The following is a 19147-nucleotide window of genomic DNA, read 5'->3' on the forward strand; positions in this document are numbered from 1 at the left end:
GCAAAGCGTCCCAACCTGAGACAGTTTTCGAACCCGAAGGACTGCAATTCATGACTGCGAAAATTGACCCCGCCGCCCGGAAGAAGGCCATCATTGACCAATTGATGGCGTTGGAGGCACAGGAGTTGGCGACGGCGCAGGCGCACCACGATGCCTTTCAGAAAGAGTCCAAATTGGATGACCGGGAAGGCCACGACAAGGATGATATCGCGGCATCGCGCGAAAGCGCAGATCTGGCCGCTGCGTTTGACGGGCCGGTGCATGCGCACCATGCCAAGATTGACGTGATCGAAAACACCGATTTCAGCCTGACGGATACCGTGCAGCCGGGCGCCGTAGTCTGGCTGGGGGATCGGCATTTCGTCGTCTGCGTGTCGACCACCAAGTTCGACGTGGACGGCGAAACATATATGGGGATTTCAACCCAAAGCCCGATCTATCTGGCCATGGCCGGAATGCGCAAGGGGGACGTCTTCACCCACAATGGCACCGAGTTCGAGATCCGGGAAATTCTCTGACCTGTGATTTTCGCCCGTTGGGGCCGCGTCTCAGTCGCGGCTCGGCGGCATGATTTGCTGGGCGATCCCTGCCGAGACCAGGTACAGGCTGGTCACCACCAGACCCCAATGCGCCCAGCTTTGCGGGTGAAAATCCACCCAAGCGGCCCATCCGGCGAAAAATGTCCATGCGAAGGCCATGGGCAGGGACAGGTTGCGCCAGCGTTCCGTGCGCACGGGGTGAATGAATTTCAGGGGCAGAAACATTGCGACGGCCAGCAGCGCCACAAGGACGAGGCTGAACCAGAAGTCGGGCTTTAGCGCAAAGATCACCACCACGACCATGTTCCAGCAACCGGGAAAACCGGAAAAGGAATTGTCCTTTGTTTTCATACGCGTGTCGGCAAAATACATCGCGCTGGCGAAGGTGATGACGATGATCGCGAACCAACCGGTCCAGCCGTCCATCAAGCCGGATTTGAACAGCGCGTAGGCCGGAATGAAGACGTAGGTCAGATAGTCGATGATCAGGTCCAGCAGGACACCGTCGAACTCGGGCGCGTTCTTTTTGACGTGATAGTGCCGCGCCAAGGGGCCGTCGATTCCGTCGACGATGAACGAAACGACCAGCCACAGAAACATCAGGCTCCACTTTTCCTCGACCGCGGCCAGCATGGCCAGCATCGCAAATACGGCTCCGGTCGCGGTAAACAGGTGAACGGCTAAGGCTTTGAATCTGAGTGTCATGACCCGTGTCATGTACGATGCGCGCCCGAGATGCAAAGCAAAAAGCCAGCGGTATCAGCACCGAAATTTGGTTGCTGCAATTCCGCCGCGTCTCAGGCTTTGGGGTGCGCGCGGTTGTACACCTCCATGAGGCGCGCGGTGTCGACCGCTGTATAGGCCTGGGTGGTCGAAAGGGACGCGTGACCCAGCAGTTCCTGAATGGCCCGGAGGTCTCCGCCGGCCGACAGAAGATGGGTGGCAAAGCTGTGCCGCATCGCGTGTGGAGTGGCCGTTGCCGGAAGACCCAGCTGCATGCGCGCTTTGGCCATGACGCCCTGAATTGCCCGCGGACTCAGGGCTTTGCCTCGTACGCCGCGGAACAATGGGGCGGTCGGGCTATGGGGATGTGGGCACAACTCAAGGTATCGGTCGACCGCTTGGCGCGCGGCGGGGATGACCGGAACAATCCTTTCCTTGTCACCCTTGCCGACAATTCTCAGCGTGTTGGGCAGGGGGGCATCCGCGCCGGTCAGGGACAGGGCTTCGGAAATGCGAAGGCCGCAGCCATACAGCAGGGTCACGACGGCAACGTCGCGGGCGGCAACCCAATCTGACCCGGACTGCAGCTCGACCGTCTCGATCATGGCGCGGGCGGCGTCTTCGGCCAGAGGGCGCGGCAGTTTCTTGGTGTATTTCGGGGCGCGGGTGGACAGGACGGCGGTGGGCTCGAATCCCTCGCGTTCGGCCAGCCAGCGATAGAAGCTTTTGACGGCGGACAATTTTCGCGCCAATGACCGCGCGCCGACGCCGGATTCGCGTTGCTGTGCCATCCAAGCCCGCATGTCCGAAACGGTGATGCGCTCGAGCGCCGCCAGCCCCTGCCGTTCGCTGTGATGCAAAGTCATGAAAGACAGGAAATCCGAGACATCCCCGCGATAGGCATTGATGGTGTTTTCCGAACGGCCCGCCAAAGCGGTCAACCCCTCCAGCCACAACTGCAACGCATCGCGGCAGGCTGGAGAGATCAGGCTCACGACAGCCAGTGGCGCATCGACCGTTCGAATACGCCTGCAAAAAAGGCCAGCAGATCAGTGCCCAATTGAGGCGAGAAGTGCCTTGGGTCGCGCGCCCCCATGACAATCATGCCCGGCAGACGCCCTTTGCCGAGATCCAGCTGCATACACGCCTCAGATTGCAGTTGGTCCAGCTGATCCCCGTGCACTCTGCGGTTGGGCTGGCGAATTTCGCGCAGGACAACCTCGCGCGCGGGGTGGTTCGGTGCGTTTTCCATGTAGGAATGCACGAAACCCGGTTCCGCCACGGCCAGAACACCGTCCAGCCGGTCGATGCTTGGGTCCTGCTGGACCATCGTTGTTTCCAGGACCAGCGTGATGCGGTCGACGCGGAGGATTTCGGCAACTTCCGTACCCAGCACGCGCAGGAAATCCTCGAATTCCGTCGGCTCAAGAAGGCGCAGGATGGCGCGGTGAACCTGGTTGGTTCCGGCGAGGTTCTCGTAGGCAGCTGCGATGACCGAGCGGTGAGTGTCCTCCAGCCGGTCCAGCCGCGCCTCGAGCCGTTGCATGGCGATGCCGCGCAGGTCGATGATGTTGTCTCCGCGGGCGCGTTCGTTCGCGGCGACCAGCGCCTGCATCAGATCCTTGTCGTCCAGCACGGCGTCCGGCTCGGCCAGAATCGCGGCGCGGAGGTTGTCCTCGAGTTTGGGATTGCTGCTCATATCCTGTCCGGTCTTTTTTTGTTGGGGGCGTTATAGCACGGGTGCCCGGAAATGCCTTGGGAAAAATGCACGCTTAGGTGGATTAGGCGCCGTGTGTGAGGGCGTGGCTCCCGCCTGCAGGCATTTGATCAAAGATCAAGCCCCCTGCAGTTGGGCCAGGCGCGGCCCTAGTCGGGGCCGCGCGGTTGTACTTGGGATCAATGGATCACAGAATCTTCTGACCGGTCTTGGCCCAATCTGACAGGAAGGCCTCGAGCCCCTTGTCGGTCAGCGGGTGATCAGCCAGCTTCTTGATCACGGCAGGCGGGGCGGTGATCACGTCGGCGCCAATGCGGGCGCTGTCGGCCACATGGTTCACGCTGCGGATCGAGGCAGCGAGGATCTCGGTTTCGAACCCGTAATTGTCATAGACCTGGCGGATGTCGGCGATCAGGTCCATGCCGTCGAGGTTGATGTCGTCCAGACGCCCGATGAAGGGTGAGATGAAGGTCGCGCCTGCCTTGGCCGCCAGAAGCGCCTGATTGACCGAGAAGCACAGGGTGACGTTGACCATCTGGCCTTCGTCGCTGAGCGTCTTGCAGGTTTTCAGGCCGGCCCAGGTCAGCGGCACCTTGACGGCGATGTTCGGTGCGACCTGCGCCAGCTTGCGGCCTTCGGCGATCATGTCCTCGGCTTCGGTGGCGACGACTTCGGCGGACACCGGGCCATCGACTAGGTCGCAGATTTCCTTGGTCACCTCCAGAATGTCGCGACCCGATTTCAGGATCAGCGAGGGGTTGGTGGTGACACCGTCCACCATGCCCAGGTCGTTCAACTCGGCGATGGCGTCGATTTCGGCTGTGTCTACGAAGAATTTCATCGGGGCAGTCCTTTGATGGGTTGGCCTTGCTCGCGGATGCCTTTACCTCAAAGAGACCCGTGCTGAAACCCCTGCTGAAGAAAGGCGCGCATTGAGCGACCCGGTGCATTTCGACCAAGGTGAGCTGGTGGCGGTTCTGACGACCCAGCCACTGGACCGGACGTTGGATTACAAGGCGCCCGAGGGGGGGTGTTTCCTGGGGGCCTTCGTCGAGGTGCCGCTGGGCCCGCGCAAGGTTCTGGGCGTGGTTTGGGGTGCGGGGCGCGGTGATTTCGACCGCAGCAAGATCCGCTCGGTCATCCGGGTACTGGACGTGGCGCCCATGCGCGAAGAGATGCGCCTGTTCCTGCAGCGCGCGGCCGACTACACGCTGACGCCGATGCCGGCGATGCTGCGGCTGGCCACCCGCGCGCCCGGGCTGGGCGACCCGCTGTCGATGCGCAAGATCTATCGGCTGGGCAGCGGCACGCCCGACCGCATGACCGATGCCCGGGCCCGGGTGCTGGAGGTGCTGCGTGACTATGGCGGGCTGGCCTTCACCCTGAAGGAACTGGCCGAGATGGCTGGGGTCACCTCATCGGTCGTCAAAGGGTTGGTCAAGCAGGGCGCCGTGCGCGAGGAAGACAGCCCGCGCGACCTACCTTATCCGACGCTGGATCCGGACCGGCCGGGCAAGGCGCTGACCCCAGACCAGACCGCTGCCGCAGACACGCTGCGGGCCGCACTGCGCAGCGGAACCTACGGCACCACGCTGCTGAAGGGCGTGACCGGGTCGGGCAAGACCGAGGTTTACCTTGAAGCGGTGGCCGAAGCACTGCGCATGGGCCGGCAGGCGCTGGTGCTGCTGCCCGAGATTGCCCTGACCGCCGAGTTTCTGACACGGGTCGAGGAGCGGTTCGGCGCGCGCCCGGCCGAGTGGCATTCCGGTGCCACGATGACTGAACGCCGCCGGGTCTGGCGCATGGTCGGGCAGGGCGATGCACAGATGGTGGTGGGCGCGCGGTCGGCGCTGTTCCTACCGTTCCGCGATCTGGGCCTGATCGTGGTGGATGAGGAACACGACACCTCGTACAAGCAGGAAGACGGCGTGCATTACAATGCGCGCGACATGGCGGTGCTGCGGGCGGCGATCTGCGGGTCGCGGGTGATCTTGGCCAGTGCCACGCCCTCGCTGGAAAGCTGGGCCAATGCCGAGGCCGGCAAGTACGACCGGCTGGACCTGACCTCGCGCTATGGGGCGGCGGTGCTGCCAGACATGAAGACCATCGACATGCGCGCCGAGAAGATGCAGCCGGGAACCTGGATTTCCCCCAGCCTGCGCCAGGCGGTGCAGGCGCGCATCGAGAAGGGCGAACAGTCGCTGCTGTTCATCAACCGCCGGGGATATGCGCCGGTGACGCTGTGCCGGGCCTGCGGCGAACAGATCGCCTGCGACCACTGCGATGCGCGCATGGTCGAGCACCGGTTCCTCAAGCGCTTGATGTGCCACCAGTGCGGCGAGACCAAGCCCATGCCCGAGGCCTGCCCCGCCTGCGGGGTCGAGGGCAAGCTGGCCCCGGTCGGTCCCGGCATTGAACGTCTGGCCGAAGAGGCCGAGGCGACCTTTCCCGACGCCCGTATCGCCATGCTCAGTTCCGACCTGTTCGGCTCGGCCCGGGCGCTGAAGGCCAAGATCGAAGAGATCGCCGAGGGCGACGCAGATATCGTCATCGGCACGCAGCTGGTGGCCAAGGGGCACAATTTCCCGAACCTGACGCTGGTCGGGGTGATCGACTCGGATCTGGGCCTGCACGGGTCCGATCTGCGCGCGGCCGAGCGGACCTTTCAGCTGATGCGGCAGGTGGCGGGCCGGGCCGGGCGGGCCGACAAGCCGGGGACGGCGCTGCTGCAGACCTTTCAGCCCGAACACCCGGTGATCCGCGCGATCCTGTCTGGGGACGAGGAAGGGTTCTGGCGGGCCGAGGCCGCCGGGCGGCAAGCGGCCGGGGTGCCGCCTTACGGCCGGATGGCGGGGATCGTGTTGTCCGGCCCCGAGGTCGGGCCCGTCTTTGACATCGGCAACGTATTGGCGCGCAATGACGCGCCGCTGCGGCAGATCGGGGCACAGGTCTTTGGGCCTGCCCCGGCACCGATTGCCCGTATCCGCGGGCGGCACCGGGTAAGGCTGCTGGTCAAGGCGCCCAAGGGGGCACCGATCCAGGACGCCATCGCCCGCTGGATCGCACCTCTGCGCCTGAAGGGCGACATCCGCCTGACCGTCGATATCGACCCGCAGAGCTTCTACTGACTCTGCATCAGCGCAGACCCCATGTGCACGGGGGATTTCCTCTCGCCAGCCGGGCGGATTGGGCGTAGAGAACTCTCATGCTGAAACCGATGCCCCTGTCCCAGGCCCAGAGCCTGCCGTTCTGGCGCCGCCCCGTCACGTTGCTGTTCGTGATGGCGCTGACCATGCCGATCGCCTTCAACGCATGGAGCGCACTGCTGAACAACTTCGTGATCGAAGTCGCGGATTTCGACGGGGCAGACATCGGCCTGCTACACACGGTGCGAGAAATCCCGGGCTTTCTGGCCGTGGGCGTGATCGCGGTGATAATTTTCGTGCGCGAGCAGGTGCTGGCCATGATTTCGCTGATGCTGCTGGGCGTCGCCACGGCGGTGACGGCCTGGTTTCCCAGCCTCGGCGGGCTGCTGTTCGTGACCCTGTTCAGCTCGATCGGGTTTCATTATTACGAAACGGTGAATCAGTCGCTTCAGCTGCAATGGCTGCCCAAGGACCGCGCCCCGCAGGTGCTGGGCTGGCTGGTGGCGATGGGGTCGGCCTCGACGCTGGTAGTCTATGGGCTGATCGTGCTGACGTGGGATCGGTTCGATCTGTCCTACAACACGGTCTTCATGGCGGCTGGTGGGCTGACCGCGGTACTCGCACTGTTCTGCCTGATCGCCTATCCGCAATTCGATGCGCCGACACCGCAGACCAAGAAGATCGTGCTGCGCCGCCGCTACTGGCTGTATTACGCGCTGCAGTTCATGGCGGGCGCGCGGCGGCAGATCTTTGTCGTGTTCGCCGGGTTCATGATGGTCGAGCGCTTCGGCTTCGAAGTGCATCACTTGACCAGCCTGTACCTCATCAACCTGATAATCAACATGGCCGCCGCCCCTTTGCTGGGCAAGGCCGTCGCGGTGTTTGGCGAGCGGCGTACTCTGATCTTCGAGTATCTGGGCCTTGCCATCGTATTTGCGGCGTATGGCGGCATCTACTGGTTTGGCTGGGGCGTGCTGCTGGCGGCCATTCTCTACGTCATCGACCACGTGCTGTTCGCGCTGGCTCTGGCGCTCAAGACCTATTTCCAGAAAATCGCCGATCCGGCCGATATTGCCCCCACCGCGGCAGTGGCCTTTACCATCAACCACATCGCGGCAGTGTTTCTGCCGGCGCTTCTGGGGCTGCTGTGGGTCGTGTCGCCGGGGACGGTGTTCGGCCTGGCGGCGGGTATGGCGCTGATCTCTCTGGCGCTGTCGCTTCTGATCCCGCGCCACCCCGAACCGGGGAACGAGACCATCTTTTCGAAATACGCGCCCGCACCGGCCGAATGACACGCGCGACGCTTGACCTCGGCGGCTGACGGCCCTAGGCGCAAAGGCGGTTTCTGCAGGAGGTTCCCATGCCCACATTCACCGCCCTGACCACCCTGAAAGGCAAAGCCGCGGCCGACAGCCTGGGCGAAGCGATGGAGCGTCTGGAGCCCGAACCCACCGGCGTGGGTGTCTTCGAGGTCGAGGACGGCTCGGGCCTGTGGGAGGTCGGCGGCTATTTCACCGAAAGCCCCGACGAGGCCGCCCTGGCCCTGCTGGCGGCGGCCTTCGAGGCCAAGCCCTTCGTGGTGTCGGAGTTGCCGGAAACCGATTGGGTTGCCCATGTCCGGCGCGAGCTGGCTCCGGTCGAGGCCGGGCGGTTTTTCGTCTATGGCAGCCACGACGCCGACAAGCTGCCCGAGGGGCGTATTCCGCTGCTGATCGAGGCGGCGATGGCCTTTGGCACTGGGCACCACGGAACGACGCTGGGGTGTCTGCGGGCGCTGGACAAGCTGATTGAGACTGGGTTCGAGGCCAGCAAGGTCGCCGATATCGGCTGCGGTACGGCGGTTTTGGCGATGGCGGCGGCGCGGGTCTGGGACGGTGACATTCTGGCCAGCGACATTGATCAGGTCGCCGTCGACGTAGCCGAGGCCAACCTGAAGGCCAACGGCATGGCCGGGGCCGTCCGTTGTGTCGAGGCTGCCGGATTTGACCATCCTGACCTCCAGGCGGCGGCGCCTTACGATCTGATTTTCGCCAACATTCTGAAGGGACCGTTGGTGGCCCTTGCCCCGGAAATCGCGCAGAATCTGCGCGGAGGCGGACATGCGATCCTGTCGGGAATCCTCAACGAGCAGGCCGACGAAGTGGAATCAGTTTATTCACGAAACGGGTTCAATACGATGGATCGGTCAATGATTGGTGAATGGACGACGCTAGTCTTAACCAAACAGGGCGCAAATTAGACCATTTGCAGGAGTTTTGTGGATTTTTGCCACGGTTTTGACGCATTCTCTTTCTACCGTCATCCAATGAATTTGGGGGGCGGTTTTTGGAGGCTGCCATGACAGGAAAACAACTTGAATTCGATCAGCGCGTTCATCGGCTGACAAAGAAACACAACAAGATGAGCCGTGGCTATCGCGCGACCATGCGCAAAGATGGTCTGGTCGTCATGAAACCCCAGCGGGTACGCTCGGCGGTTCCGGCCAAGGTTCTGTTGCTGTGCCTGTGCGGATTTTTTGCTTTCAAAGCGTTCCTGCTGTCCAATCTCGGTCCGACCGGATACCAATATCGGGTGGATGCCCTGAACGAAGGGACATCGGTTGAACAGGCGGGCGCGTGGATCATGCAGATCGATCCATTGTCGCAGGCCCTTTCGACACAGCTGAACAAGATTCTCTACTGAACTCTCTCTCCTAAAGAGCCTTCAAAAGACAAAAACACCGCGTACCTTTCGGTCCGCGGTGTTTCTGTGCTGCCCCGAGGGAGGATAGGGGCGAGAGTGGGTGGTTTCAGTACAGACGGCGGCGGCCCGCAGCGACTTCGTCGATGTCACCGCGGCACAGGCCGATATCTTCCAGTTCACGGTTGCTCAGACCGTTCAATGCGTTGCGCGTCACGCGTGCGTCGTTCCAGGCGACAACGGCGTTCACGACGGATGCCAGAAAGGCGCCGATACGGCCGACAAGGCCAAACGAGCCAATCGAGGCGCGGGTTGTGTCAATTGCAGCCATATCCTGCTTCCTTCTGTTCAGTGTTGACGTTTGAATGTCGAATTCTCGGGCCAGTTAGTGATGTCGGATTGACCTTGCAAGTGCTGAAACTGCATGTGTCCTATGCAGTTTTTGCAATGCTTCGAAAATGATGAAAGTCCCTTAAATTATTGGTGAAAACTGCTTTGGGAATGTGTCGGTTTCAGACTTTTTGGGGTCGCAATGCGTCCGAACTGTCGCGGACGGGACAGGCGTGTCGCATTTGGGCGTCGGATCAATTTTATTGGAAAATGTTCACGCTTCGTGCTAATCGAGAGAAAAGACAATGAAAACCCGAGCAGGCCGAGGCACAACATGCGAATTCTGGGCATTGATCCGGGGCTGCGCACCCTGGGATGGGGCGTCATCGAATCACATGGCAGCCGACTGAGCCATGTTGCCAACGGCCTGTGCAAATCCGACGGGGATGATCTGGGCGAGCGGCTTTTGTCGCTGCACAACCAGATCGTCGAGGTGATCGCCGAACATCAGCCCGACCAAGCAGCCATCGAACAGACCTTCGTCAACAAGGACGGCGCCGGGACGCTGAAGCTGGGTCAGGCGCGCGGAGTGGCGTTGCTGACCTTGGCGCAGGCTGGGTTGCCGGTGGGCGAATACGCGCCCAACCGGGTCAAGAAAACCGTGGTGGGCGTGGGGCACGCCGAGAAGGAACAGATTCTGCACATGGTCAAACTTCAACTGCCGGGATGCCAGCCCAAGGGGGCCGACGCCGCGGATGCGCTGGCGATCGCGATCTGTCATGCGTTCTACGGTGCGACACCGCAGGCGCGCATCAAGCAGGTGGCCACATGATCGGCAAACTGACCGGACGCATCGACTACCGCGCGGCGGATCACCTTCTGATCGACGTGCGCGGGGTCGGCTACATCGTCTATTGCTCGGACCGCACCATGGCGGCCCTGCCTGGGGTGGGCGAGGCGGTCTCGCTGTACACCGATCTGGTGGTGCGCGAGGACCTGATGCAGCTTTATGGCTTTCTGTCTTTGGTCGAGAAAGAGTGGCATCGGCTGCTCTGCTCGGTTCAAGGGGTGGGGGCCAAGGTGTCTCTGGCCATTCTGGGCGCGCTGGGGCCGGACGGGGTCAGCCGGGCCATCGCGCTGGGCGATTGGGGCGCGGTAAAGGCGGCCAAGGGCGTCGGGCCCAAGACCGCGCAGCGCATCGTGCTGGACCTGAAAGACAAGGCGCCCGGCGTCATGGCGATGGGCGGCACGGTGACCGAGGCGATGGACGGCCCCGTGGCCGAGGTGGTTGAACCCGCAGACCCAGCGCCGGTCCGGGTGCGGGCCTCGAAACCCGGTGCGGGTGCGGCGTCGGCGGGTGCTTTGTCGGCGCTGTCGAACCTGGGCTATGGCCCGTCCGAGGCCGCATCGGCCGTGGCCGAGGCCGCCGCCAACCTGCCCGATGCCGGCGAGGCCGAATTGATCCGCGCGGCGTTGAAACTGCTGGCTCCGAAAGGCTGAATGAATGGTTGATGCCGACCCGACCCTGCGCCCGCAGCCTCTGCCCGAGGACAACGACCGTGCCTTGCGCCCGCAGGGGCTGGACGACTTCATCGGCCAGGCCGAGGCGCGGGCCAATCTGCGCATCTTCATCCAGTCGGCCCGCCAGCGGAACGAGGCGATGGACCACACGCTGTTCCACGGCCCTCCGGGCTTGGGCAAGACGACGCTGGCGCAGATCATGGCGCGCGAGCTTGGGGTGAACTTCCGCATGACCTCGGGGCCGGTTCTGGCCAAGGCCGGGGATCTCGCGGCGATCCTGACCAACCTTGAAGAGCGCGACGTGCTGTTCATCGACGAGATTCACCGCCTGAATCCGGCAGTCGAAGAGGTGCTGTATCCGGCGATGGAGGATTTCGAGCTGGATCTGGTGATCGGCGAGGGGCCCGCGGCCCGCACCGTGCGGATCGAGCTGCAGCCCTTTACCCTGGTCGGGGCGACCACGCGGATGGGCCTGCTGACCACGCCGCTGCGCGACCGGTTCGGCATTCCCACCCGGCTGCAATTCTACACCGTGGAAGAATTGCACGAGATCGTCACCCGCAACGCCCGCAAGCTGGGCGCGCCGGCCGATGACGACGGGGCGCGCGAGATCGCGCGCCGGTCGCGGGGCACCCCCCGTATCGCCGGGCGGCTGCTGCGGCGGGTCGTGGATTTCGCCATCGTCGAGGGCGACGGTCGCATCACGCGCGAGCTGGCCGATGGCGCGCTGACACGGTTGGGCGTTGACAATCTGGGTCTGGACGGGGCCGACCGCCGCTATCTGAAACTGATCGCCGAGAATTATGGCGGAGGTCCGGTGGGGATCGAGACCCTGTCGGCCGCCCTGTCCGAAAGCCGCGACTCGCTGGAGGAAGTGATCGAGCCCTATCTGCTGCAACAAGGCCTGATCCAACGCACGCCGCGCGGCCGGATGCTGGCGCAGAAGGCCTGGACGCATCTCGGCATGCCTGCGCCCAAGGGACAGAGCGACCTGTTTGGTTGAAGCCGCCGACCTCAGACTTTAAGGCTGGGGCGAGAGAATTTTCCAAAGACGAAGGGCAGGGCGTGACCCCCGAAGAGATCCAGGCGCTGTTTACCCGATCCGATGGTGCGTTCCTGTTTGCGCGTTGGGGACGGCCCATCGTGCCGATCGTATTTGGAGTGGAAGACAAGACGCTAGCAACGGTCAAAGGCGCGTTCGAGGCGGTGGTTGCACTGGCCGGCCACAAGATGGCCGAGACGGACCCCGAGTTGGGCGCCAACTGCATGGTGTTCTTTTTTCGCGATTGGGCCGAGCTGCTTGAGGTGCCTGACCTTGACCGGCTGATCCCGGACCTCGCGCCACTGGTCGAGCGGCTCGATGCTGGCGGAGCCAACCAGTATCGAGCCTTCAGGTTCGATCCGGACGGCGCGATCCGTGCTGCGTTTGTCTTTGTGAGGATGGACAGTGAACTGTCGAAAGTTTCGGCCGAAACGCTGGCGTTGTCGCAGGTCGTTCAGACCATTCTTTTGTGGTCGGATACAGCCTTCCGAGAGCGCTCGCCCCTGGCCGTGGCGGGAGACACGACGATCCTGCGGCCCGACATTGCCGCGCTGATCCGTGCAGCCTATGATCCGGTTTTGCCGGCGGTGGCGCGGGACCCGTCCCATGCGCTGCGGCTGTTCGCACGCATGGAGCCGACGCAATGAAGCATGTCTTTCCCGTCCGCGTCTACTACGAGGACACCGACATGGGGGGCGTGGTCTATCACGCCAACTATCTGCGCTATATCGAGCGCGCCCGGTCGGATTGGGTGCGCAACCTGGGCAATGACCAGAACGCAATGCGCGAGGCTGGTATCATCTGGGTCGTGCGGAGGGTCGAGGCCGACTATCTGGCGTCTGCGCGGTTCGACGACGAGTTGCTGGTCGAAACCGAGGTCGTCGCGATTTCCGGCGTGCGACTGACCATGGCTCAACTCATCCGGCGCGGCGAGACCGAAGTCTTCCGCGCGACCGTGACGGCCGTTTGCGTCAATCAGGATGGCCGGCCGATCCGGCTCCCGGCAGAGATTCGCGCATTGCTGTAACAATTTGCTCAGCCCCTGTGGTTCTGTTGGCAATTTGCCCCTAACTACGCTAGCGTTTGGCAAAACAAGGCCAATCAACGGCTGTCAGGCAAAACAAAGAGCAGGTTCATGGAAGCTGAAACGCTGGCGCTGGCGCAGGAGATCGATTTCTCCATGTGGGGGCTGTTCGCCCGTGCGACATTCATCGTGAAAGTGGTGATGCTGATCCTTGTGGTCGCATCCTTCTGGTCATGGTCGATCATCATTCAAAAGCTCATCACCTATCGCAGCGCGCGACGCGAAGCGCAGGTGTTCGACGAGGCGTTCTGGTCGGGCAACCCGCTGGACGAGCTGTTTGAACAGATCGGAACGCAGCCGGATGGAAGTTCCGAAAAGATCTTCGCGGCCGGCATGATCGAGTGGCGCCGCTCGCACCGCGCCGACGGTGGACTCATAGCTGGCGCGCAGGCCCGGATCGATCGTTCGATGGATGTGGCCATCGCAAAAGAGGCCGAAGGCTTGCAAAAGGGGCTTTCGATCCTTGCGACCGTGGGTTCGACTGCGCCGTTCATCGGCCTGTTCGGTACGGTTTGGGGCATCATGAACGCCTTCATCGAAATCGCCGAACAGCAGAACACAAACCTGGCCGTCGTGGCGCCGGGAATCGCCGAAGCTTTGCTGGCGACCGGTCTTGGCCTGCTGGCCGCAATTCCGGCCGTAATCTTCTACAACAAACTTAGCGCGGACAGCGATCGCATCGTTGGCGGGTACGAGGCTTTTGCCGACGAATTCGCAACCATTCTGTCCCGCCAGTTGGACAGCTGACATGGGTGCGGCGATCCAGCAATCGTCTGGCGGCAACGGACGACGCCGAGGACGGCGGCGCGGGCGTGCGCAGCCGATGGGTGAAATCAACGTCACACCCTTTGTCGACGTGATGCTGGTGCTGCTGATCATCTTCATGGTCGCGGCTCCGCTGATGACCGTGGGGGTCGAGGTTGATCTACCCAAAACCGCCGCCAGCGCTCTGCCCGGCGACAACGAGGAACCGTTGACCGTCACGCTGACAGCCGACGGGCGGGTTCAGATACAGACCACCGAGGTGTCCCGCGACGAGTTGATCGGTAAGCTGCGCGCCATTGCTGCCGAGCGCAGCAGCGACCGCGTCTACCTGCGGGCCGATGGCGCCATTCCTTATGCGCAGGTCATGCAGGTCATGGGTGCGTTGAATGCCGGCGGGTTTTCGAATGTGGGCCTTGTCACCGATACTGGCGGGCCGGCGCTGGACGCGGGCGGAGAGTGAGGCTGCGCGGTGGATACCGGCACCAAGATTTCGGCGATTGCCCATGTGACATTGATCGGATGGGCCCTGTTCGGCGGCACGTTCCGATCCGAGCCGCTGCCTTTTGCAGTGCAGGAGGTGTCGGTGGTTTCGGCTGAGCAATTCGCTGCCCTGACGGCGCAAAGCGATGCGCCCGAAGTTCCGACGCCCCCAAACGCACTGGAAGACCCGATCGTGCAACCTCCGGCACCCGAAGTGCCGGGGCCGTCTGCCGAAGAACAGCCGCGCCCCGAGCCGGTCACGCCACCTGAACCGGAGCCCGAGCCGCAACCCGAGGCAGTTGTGACTCCACCCGAACCCGACGTGATCGAGCAGCCTCCGGTACTGGATGAACCGGAACCCGAGGTTGCGGTTTTGCCGGCGCTGCCCGAGTCCCAGCCCCGCCCGGCGGACAAGGTGGCCCCCGAACCCATCGCTCCGCCGCCACTGGATGCAAAGCCGGACGATATCGAAACACCGGCGGTTTCGCTGGATGAAGGGGCTGAGATCCAGCAGGAGCAGCAAGACCAGACCGCGCCCGAGGAAGCCACGGACCAGATCGTGACCGAGGCGGAAGAGGCCAAGGACCTGTCGCCACAAAGCTCGCCGCGTCCCCGGGTTCGGCCCAATCGGCCCAAGCCCGCGGAAACCGAACAGACCGCGACCGCCGAGCCTGTCGAACAGGCTGCGGAACCCGACGAGGCCGCGATCAATGACGCGCTGGCCGAGGCCTTGGGCGGGGCGTCCGAGCCGTCCGGTCCGCCTCTCACCGGCGGTGAAAAGGATGCGATGCGTCTGGCTGTTTCGCGGTGCTGGAACGTGGGCTCGTTGTCGACCGATGCGCTCAAGACCGTTGTGGTGGTCGGTTTCTCGCTGAACCGCGACGGCTCGATCGTTCCCGGCAGCCTGCAGCTTCTGGACAGCTCCGGTGGCTCGGACGGGGCCGCAAAACAGGCATACGAGGCCGCCCGGCGTGCGATTTTGCGCTGTGGAGCAAAAGGATATGACCTTCCTGCTGACAAATACGAGCATTGGAAGGATATTGAGATCACCTTCAATCCCGAGAGGATGCGGATCAAATGATGAAACTTCTGACCAGCCTCTTCGTTGGCCTGACCCTTCTGTCGGCCCCCGTGTCTGCGCAAACCGGCCCACTTCGGCTGGAATTGGATGAAGGCATTATCGAACCTTTGCCATTTGCGGTGCCCAGCTTTGTACCGGACAGTCCGGCGGCCAGCCAGTTTGCGGCTGACATCAGCCGCGTCATCGCCGAGGACCTGACCGGAACCGGCCTGTTCCGTGAGATTTCGCCGGATGCATTCATCAGCCGTGTCAGCAGTTTCGAAGCGCCGGTCCAATTTGCGGATTGGAAGGCGATCAATGCCGATGCGCTGGTCACCGGCGCGGTGAATGTCTCGGGCAATACCCTGTCCGTCCGGTTCCGGGTCTGGGATGTATTCTCGGGTCAGGAATTGGGCAACGGCCTGCAATTTGCTGGTACAACCGAGGGCTGGCGCCGAATGGCGCACAAGGTGGCTGATCAGGTCTACAGCCGCATTACCGGTGAGGGAGGCTATTTCGACAGCCGCGTGGCTTTTGTCTCGGAAACCGGCCCAAAGGATCAGCGCCGCAAGCGGCTGGCCATCATGGACTATGACGGGGCGAATGTTCAGTACCTGACCGACAGTGCCGCGATCGTTCTGGCCCCGCGCTTTTCGCCAACGGGCGATCGGCTGCTCTACACCAGCTATGAAAGCGGCCGGCCACGGATTTACGTTCTGGATGTTGGCCGGGTCAAGCGGCAGGAATTGCAGACTCAGGAAGGTACGATGAGTTTCTCGCCGCGCTTTTCGCCTGATGGCCGCTCGATCGTCTACTCGCTGACGCAGGGCGGCAATACGGATCTGTGGAAAATGGATCTGGCATCCGGGCAAAGCGTGCGCCTGACCAATACGCCCGCAATTGAAACCGCGCCCAGCTATTCGCCTGACGGATCGCGGATCGTCTTCGAGAGCGACCGGTCAGGCAGCCCTCAGTTGTATATCATGCCGGCAAATGGCGGTGAGGCAACCCGCATCAGCTTTGGCCAAGGGCGCTATGGGACGCCCGTCTGGTCACCACGCGGAGATCTGGTGGCCTTTACCAAGCAGAACAAGGGCCGGTTCCATATCGGCGTGATGCGACTGGACGGTAGCGAGGAGCGGCTGTTGACCGCCTCGTTCCTGGACGAGGGGCCCACATGGTCGCCCAATGGCCGGGTCATAATGTTTGCGCGGGAAACCCAGGGCGCCAGCGGGCGTTCGACCCTGTACTCGGTCGACATTTCGGGCCGAAACCTGCGCCCCGTACGCACCCCGGACGGTGGCAGTGACCCGTCCTGGGGGCCACTGTTGAATTAAGAGACCGCCGGTCGCGCCGAAGTTCACAAGGCAGGCTGGCTGTGATAGACAGACGTCAATAAACAAACGGGACAAGAGGCAACAGAAATGAACGTATTGAGCAAGTTTGCGGCTCTGGGCGCGCTGGCGCTGGTGGCCGCATGTACCAACAACGATCCCTCGGCTTTGGGCGGTGGTGCCGGCGGCAACGGCGCAATCGTCCCGGGTTCTCCCAGCGACCCACGTTCGCCCGCCTATTTCCAGCAGGCGATCGGTGACCGGGTCCTGTTTGCCGTGGATCAGTCCACGCTCTCGCCCGAGGCGCAGACGATCCTTCAGGGGCAGGCCCAGTGGCTGTTGGCCAATACCGACTACGTCGCCACGATCGAAGGTCACGCGGATGAACAGGGCACGCGGGAATACAACCTTGCGCTGGGCGCCCGCAGGGCAAATGCCGCGCGGGAATACCTGATTTCCCGCGGTGTGGCCGGAAACCGTCTGCAGACGATCAGCTATGGCAAGGAGCGCCCGATCGAAATCTGTAGCACCGAGGAATGCTATTCCAAGAACCGCCGCGCGGTCACCGTGCTGACCGGTTCCACAACGGGGTAACAGGATGAGAATTGCGGGATTGGTTCTGGCGGCGGCTTTGACCCTTGCCAGCGGCGCGCAAGCGCAGGATCAGCAGACTCTGGCCGATATTCGCCAGGAACTGACGGTGCTGCATGTCGAAATCCAACGGCTCAAGCGCGAGTTTTCCACGACAGGCTCGCCCGCGCCGAACCTGTCCGGCAGTTCGATTCTGGAACGCGTTGACGCCATCGAGGCCGAGTTGCAGAGGCTGACCCGGCAGACCGAGCAGCTGAATCAGCGTGTTCAGAATGTCGTGACGGACGGAACCAACCGGATCGGAGATCTGGAATTCCGTCTCTGCGAACTGGAACCCGGTTGCGAGTTCACCGGCGAAGACACACCGACATTGGGTGGAGATAGCGACACAGCGGCCATCACAACTCCGGTGACGACGCCCGGCGAGGCCGCCGACGGCGACCAGGTCGAACTAGCCGTAGGTGAACAAGCCGATTTTGATGCCGCGACGCAAGCCCTTGCGGACGGAGATTTCCAGACGGCGGCCGATCTTTTTGCGCAATTTGACAGCGCGTATCCCGGCAGCCCGCTGGCCCCCGAAGCCAACCTGAGGCGAGGGCAGGCCCTGGAAGGGCTGGGTGATACCCGCGAAGCGGCCCGGGCTTTCCTTGCCAGCTTTACTGGCGATTCCGAAGGGCCGGTGGCCCCCGAGGCGTTGTACGAACTTGGGGCAGCATTGGGCCGGTTGGGCCAGGTTGACCAGGCTTGTATCACGCTTGGAGAAGTCGGCGTCCGGTTCCCGTCGTCCGCCTTTGTGGCCACGGCAACCGAGGAAATGGCGTCGCTGAGCTGTTCTTGAGCTCACCAGCCGACACCCTTCCGAAGCGCGTCAGGGCACTGTTGCCCGAAACGCTTCCGTCGCGACTGGGCGTGGCCGTGTCCGGTGGAAGCGACTCGCTTGCATTGCTGCATCTTTTGGTCCGGATCGCCCGGGATGAAGATGTTCGGCTGTTTGCGGCCACTGTCGACCACGGCCTGAGGCCGGATGCGGCCGCCGAGGCCGCCAGTGTTTCCGAGACATGCGCACATTTGGGCGTGTCCCATGTCACTCTGAAATGGACGGGATGGGACCGGTCGGGAAACCTGCAGGATCAGGCACGGCAGGCGCGCTACGGCCTGCTGCGGGACTGGGCGGTGTCGCAGGACATTCCTGCGGTCGTTCTGGGCCATACCGCAGATGATCAGGCGGAAACCGTGTTGATGCGTCTCGGGCGCGCCGCTGGCGTGCGCGGATTGTCGGCCATGTCTTTCGCGCGCGAACTGGAGGGTGTCACGCTTTGGCGACCTTTGCTGGGCGAAATGCGCACCGCCTTGCGGGACTACCTACAGGCTGAGGGGGTGCGATGGATCGAAGACCCTTCGAATCAGGACTTGCGCTTTGACCGGATCAAGGCCCGCGAGGCGTTGGGCCATCTGTCCGGCTTGGGGATCACGGCTGAAAGTTTGTCCCGCGTTGCCGCGAACCTCGGGCGTGCGAACCGGGCGCTTGAGCATTTTGCGCAGGAATCCGCCCGCCGTGTTGCGAAAGAGAAAACCTGTGCGGTGCGTGTGGATCGCGCCGGTTTTGGCGCGCTGCCTGAAGAAATACAGCGCCGGCTTGTTGTCGGGATCCTCCAGCGGATCACGGGTCCGGGGTACCCGCCGCGGCAAAGCAAAGTCGAGCAGGTCGTACAGGCCGTTATTGCGGGACGTTCGTCGACGCTGAGCGGTTGTCAAATCCTGACGGACGGGAATAGTTCGTGGTTTTGCAGAGAGCTGACCGCCGTTTCGGCATGCGTGGCCCGACCGGCCGAACTCTGGGATGGGCGTTGGATCGCGACAGGGCCGGACACGCCCGGAGCACAGATCCGTGCGCTTGGCGAGACCGGGTTGCCACAAGTACCCGACTGGCGCGCGACAGGGGTGCCGCGCATGGTGCTGATGGCCACGCCCGCCGTTTGGCTGGGCGACCAAATCGTGTCCGCGCCATTTGCCGGTTTTTTGAACGGATGGTCGTTTGAAATGAACCCGAAATTCCCCGAGTTTTCGGCTTCTTTTTTATCGCATTGAACCTGCTTCAATCATCTCTATTTTAAGAGGCAACCTGGCAGCGCCTCA

General features: G+C 62.9%; 22 protein-coding genes. 17 read left to right on the forward strand and 5 right to left on the reverse strand.

All coding sequences use genetic code 11. The annotated features are described in order from the left end of the window. Nucleotides 1-50 precede the first annotated feature (50 nt). Complete coding sequence (locus ACR0NB_RS00655; protein WP_093962795.1) at nucleotides 51-518, forward strand: hypothetical protein; 468 nt, start codon at nucleotides 51-53, stop codon at nucleotides 516-518. A gap of 30 nt (nucleotides 519-548) precedes the next feature. On the opposite strand, the gene ACR0NB_RS00660 is transcribed toward ACR0NB_RS00655, so the two are convergent. The 4 genes from ACR0NB_RS00660 to fsa form a co-directional block, all read right to left on the reverse strand. Next, nucleotides 549-1244: a CDP-alcohol phosphatidyltransferase family protein gene (locus tag ACR0NB_RS00660; protein WP_093962794.1), complete on the reverse strand. Its 696-nt coding sequence runs from the start codon at nucleotides 1242-1244 to the stop codon at nucleotides 549-551. 92 nt (nucleotides 1245-1336) lie between these two features. Continuing rightward, nucleotides 1337-2257: a tyrosine recombinase XerC gene (locus ACR0NB_RS00665; RefSeq protein WP_480774694.1), complete on the reverse strand. Its 921-nt coding sequence runs from the start codon at nucleotides 2255-2257 to the stop codon at nucleotides 1337-1339. After that, nucleotides 2254-2961, reverse strand: coding sequence for a DUF484 family protein (locus ACR0NB_RS00670; protein WP_260063407.1), 708 nt, complete (start codon nucleotides 2959-2961; stop codon nucleotides 2254-2256). Before ACR0NB_RS00670 ends, ACR0NB_RS00665 begins: the two co-directional genes overlap by 4 nt. Nucleotides 2962-3166: 205 nt before the next feature. Beyond that, nucleotides 3167-3820: a fructose-6-phosphate aldolase gene (fsa, locus tag ACR0NB_RS00675; protein WP_480774695.1), complete on the reverse strand. Its 654-nt coding sequence runs from the start codon at nucleotides 3818-3820 to the stop codon at nucleotides 3167-3169. 91 nt (nucleotides 3821-3911) lie between these two features. On the opposite strand from fsa, the gene ACR0NB_RS00680 reads away from it, so the two are divergent. From ACR0NB_RS00680 to ACR0NB_RS00695, 4 genes are all read left to right on the forward strand, one after another. Continuing rightward, nucleotides 3912-6107, forward strand: coding sequence for a primosomal protein N' (locus ACR0NB_RS00680; protein ID WP_480774696.1), 2196 nt, complete (start codon nucleotides 3912-3914; stop codon nucleotides 6105-6107). Nucleotides 6108-6184: 77 nt separating this feature from the next. Next, nucleotides 6185-7417, forward strand: a complete 1233-nt coding sequence (locus ACR0NB_RS00685) for an MFS transporter (RefSeq protein ID WP_480774697.1) — start codon at nucleotides 6185-6187, stop codon at nucleotides 7415-7417. Between the two features lie 68 nt (nucleotides 7418-7485). Next, nucleotides 7486-8364 (forward strand): 50S ribosomal protein L11 methyltransferase, encoded by an 879-nt coding sequence (locus ACR0NB_RS00690; RefSeq protein ID WP_480774698.1) that lies wholly within the window; start codon nucleotides 7486-7488, stop codon nucleotides 8362-8364. A 98-nt stretch (nucleotides 8365-8462) separates the two neighbouring features. Further along, a complete protein-coding gene (locus tag ACR0NB_RS00695; protein ID WP_093962787.1) occupies nucleotides 8463-8807 on the forward strand; it encodes a hypothetical protein in 345 nt (114 codons plus the stop codon). Nucleotides 8808-8913: 106 nt separating this feature from the next. Here ACR0NB_RS00695 and ACR0NB_RS00700 read toward each other — a convergent pair whose 3' ends face one another. Then, nucleotides 8914-9135 carry a DUF1127 domain-containing protein gene (locus ACR0NB_RS00700; protein ID WP_093962786.1) on the reverse strand — a complete coding sequence of 74 codons (222 nt, stop codon included), beginning with the start codon at nucleotides 9133-9135 and terminating at the stop codon, nucleotides 8914-8916. A 333-nt stretch (nucleotides 9136-9468) separates the two neighbouring features. Between ACR0NB_RS00700 and ruvC the strand changes: the two genes are divergently transcribed. From ruvC to tilS, 12 genes are all read left to right on the forward strand, one after another. After that, entirely contained in the window at nucleotides 9469-9966 is a 498-nt protein-coding gene (ruvC, locus tag ACR0NB_RS00705; protein ID WP_149775764.1) for a crossover junction endodeoxyribonuclease RuvC, read from the forward strand. Continuing rightward, nucleotides 9963-10634, forward strand: a complete 672-nt coding sequence (gene ruvA, locus ACR0NB_RS00710; protein ID WP_170358156.1) for a Holliday junction branch migration protein RuvA — start codon at nucleotides 9963-9965, stop codon at nucleotides 10632-10634. Before ruvC ends, ruvA begins: the two co-directional genes overlap by 4 nt. 4 nt (nucleotides 10635-10638) lie before the next feature. After that, nucleotides 10639-11658, forward strand: a complete 1020-nt coding sequence (gene ruvB / locus ACR0NB_RS00715; RefSeq protein ID WP_480774699.1) for a Holliday junction branch migration DNA helicase RuvB — start codon at nucleotides 10639-10641, stop codon at nucleotides 11656-11658. 62 nt (nucleotides 11659-11720) lie between these two features. Beyond that, nucleotides 11721-12344 (forward strand): hypothetical protein, encoded by a 624-nt coding sequence (locus tag ACR0NB_RS00720; RefSeq protein WP_170368835.1) that lies wholly within the window; start codon nucleotides 11721-11723, stop codon nucleotides 12342-12344. Next, on the forward strand, nucleotides 12341-12724 hold the full coding sequence (gene ybgC, locus ACR0NB_RS00725) for a tol-pal system-associated acyl-CoA thioesterase (protein ID WP_093962779.1): 384 nt from the start codon (nucleotides 12341-12343) through the stop codon (nucleotides 12722-12724). Before ACR0NB_RS00720 ends, ybgC begins: the two co-directional genes overlap by 4 nt. A 108-nt stretch (nucleotides 12725-12832) precedes the next feature. Continuing rightward, nucleotides 12833-13528, forward strand: coding sequence for a protein TolQ (tolQ, locus tag ACR0NB_RS00730; protein WP_093962778.1), 696 nt, complete (start codon nucleotides 12833-12835; stop codon nucleotides 13526-13528). A 1-nt stretch (nucleotide 13529) separates the two neighbouring features. Continuing rightward, nucleotides 13530-14006, forward strand: a complete 477-nt coding sequence (tolR, locus tag ACR0NB_RS00735; RefSeq protein ID WP_170362911.1) for a protein TolR — start codon at nucleotides 13530-13532, stop codon at nucleotides 14004-14006. Between the two features lie 9 nt (nucleotides 14007-14015). Continuing rightward, entirely contained in the window at nucleotides 14016-15107 is a 1092-nt protein-coding gene (locus ACR0NB_RS00740) for an energy transducer TonB (RefSeq protein WP_480774700.1), read from the forward strand. Further along, nucleotides 15104-16423: a Tol-Pal system beta propeller repeat protein TolB gene (gene tolB, locus ACR0NB_RS00745; protein WP_093962775.1), complete on the forward strand. Its 1320-nt coding sequence runs from the start codon at nucleotides 15104-15106 to the stop codon at nucleotides 16421-16423. The genes ACR0NB_RS00740 and tolB overlap by 4 nt, the downstream gene beginning before the upstream one ends. 87 nt (nucleotides 16424-16510) lie before the next feature. After that, nucleotides 16511-17014 (forward strand): peptidoglycan-associated lipoprotein Pal, encoded by a 504-nt coding sequence (gene pal / locus ACR0NB_RS00750; protein ID WP_093962774.1) that lies wholly within the window; start codon nucleotides 16511-16513, stop codon nucleotides 17012-17014. Between the two features lie 4 nt (nucleotides 17015-17018). After that, nucleotides 17019-17849 carry a tol-pal system protein YbgF gene (gene ybgF, locus ACR0NB_RS00755; RefSeq protein WP_480774701.1) on the forward strand — a complete coding sequence of 277 codons (831 nt, stop codon included), beginning with the start codon at nucleotides 17019-17021 and terminating at the stop codon, nucleotides 17847-17849. Then, complete coding sequence (tilS, locus tag ACR0NB_RS00760) at nucleotides 17846-19099, forward strand: tRNA lysidine(34) synthetase TilS (protein ID WP_480774702.1); 1254 nt, start codon at nucleotides 17846-17848, stop codon at nucleotides 19097-19099. The genes ybgF and tilS overlap by 4 nt, the downstream gene beginning before the upstream one ends. Nucleotides 19100-19147: the final 48 nt, after the last annotated feature.

Source organism: Ruegeria sp. CG3 (assembly GCF_056537205.1).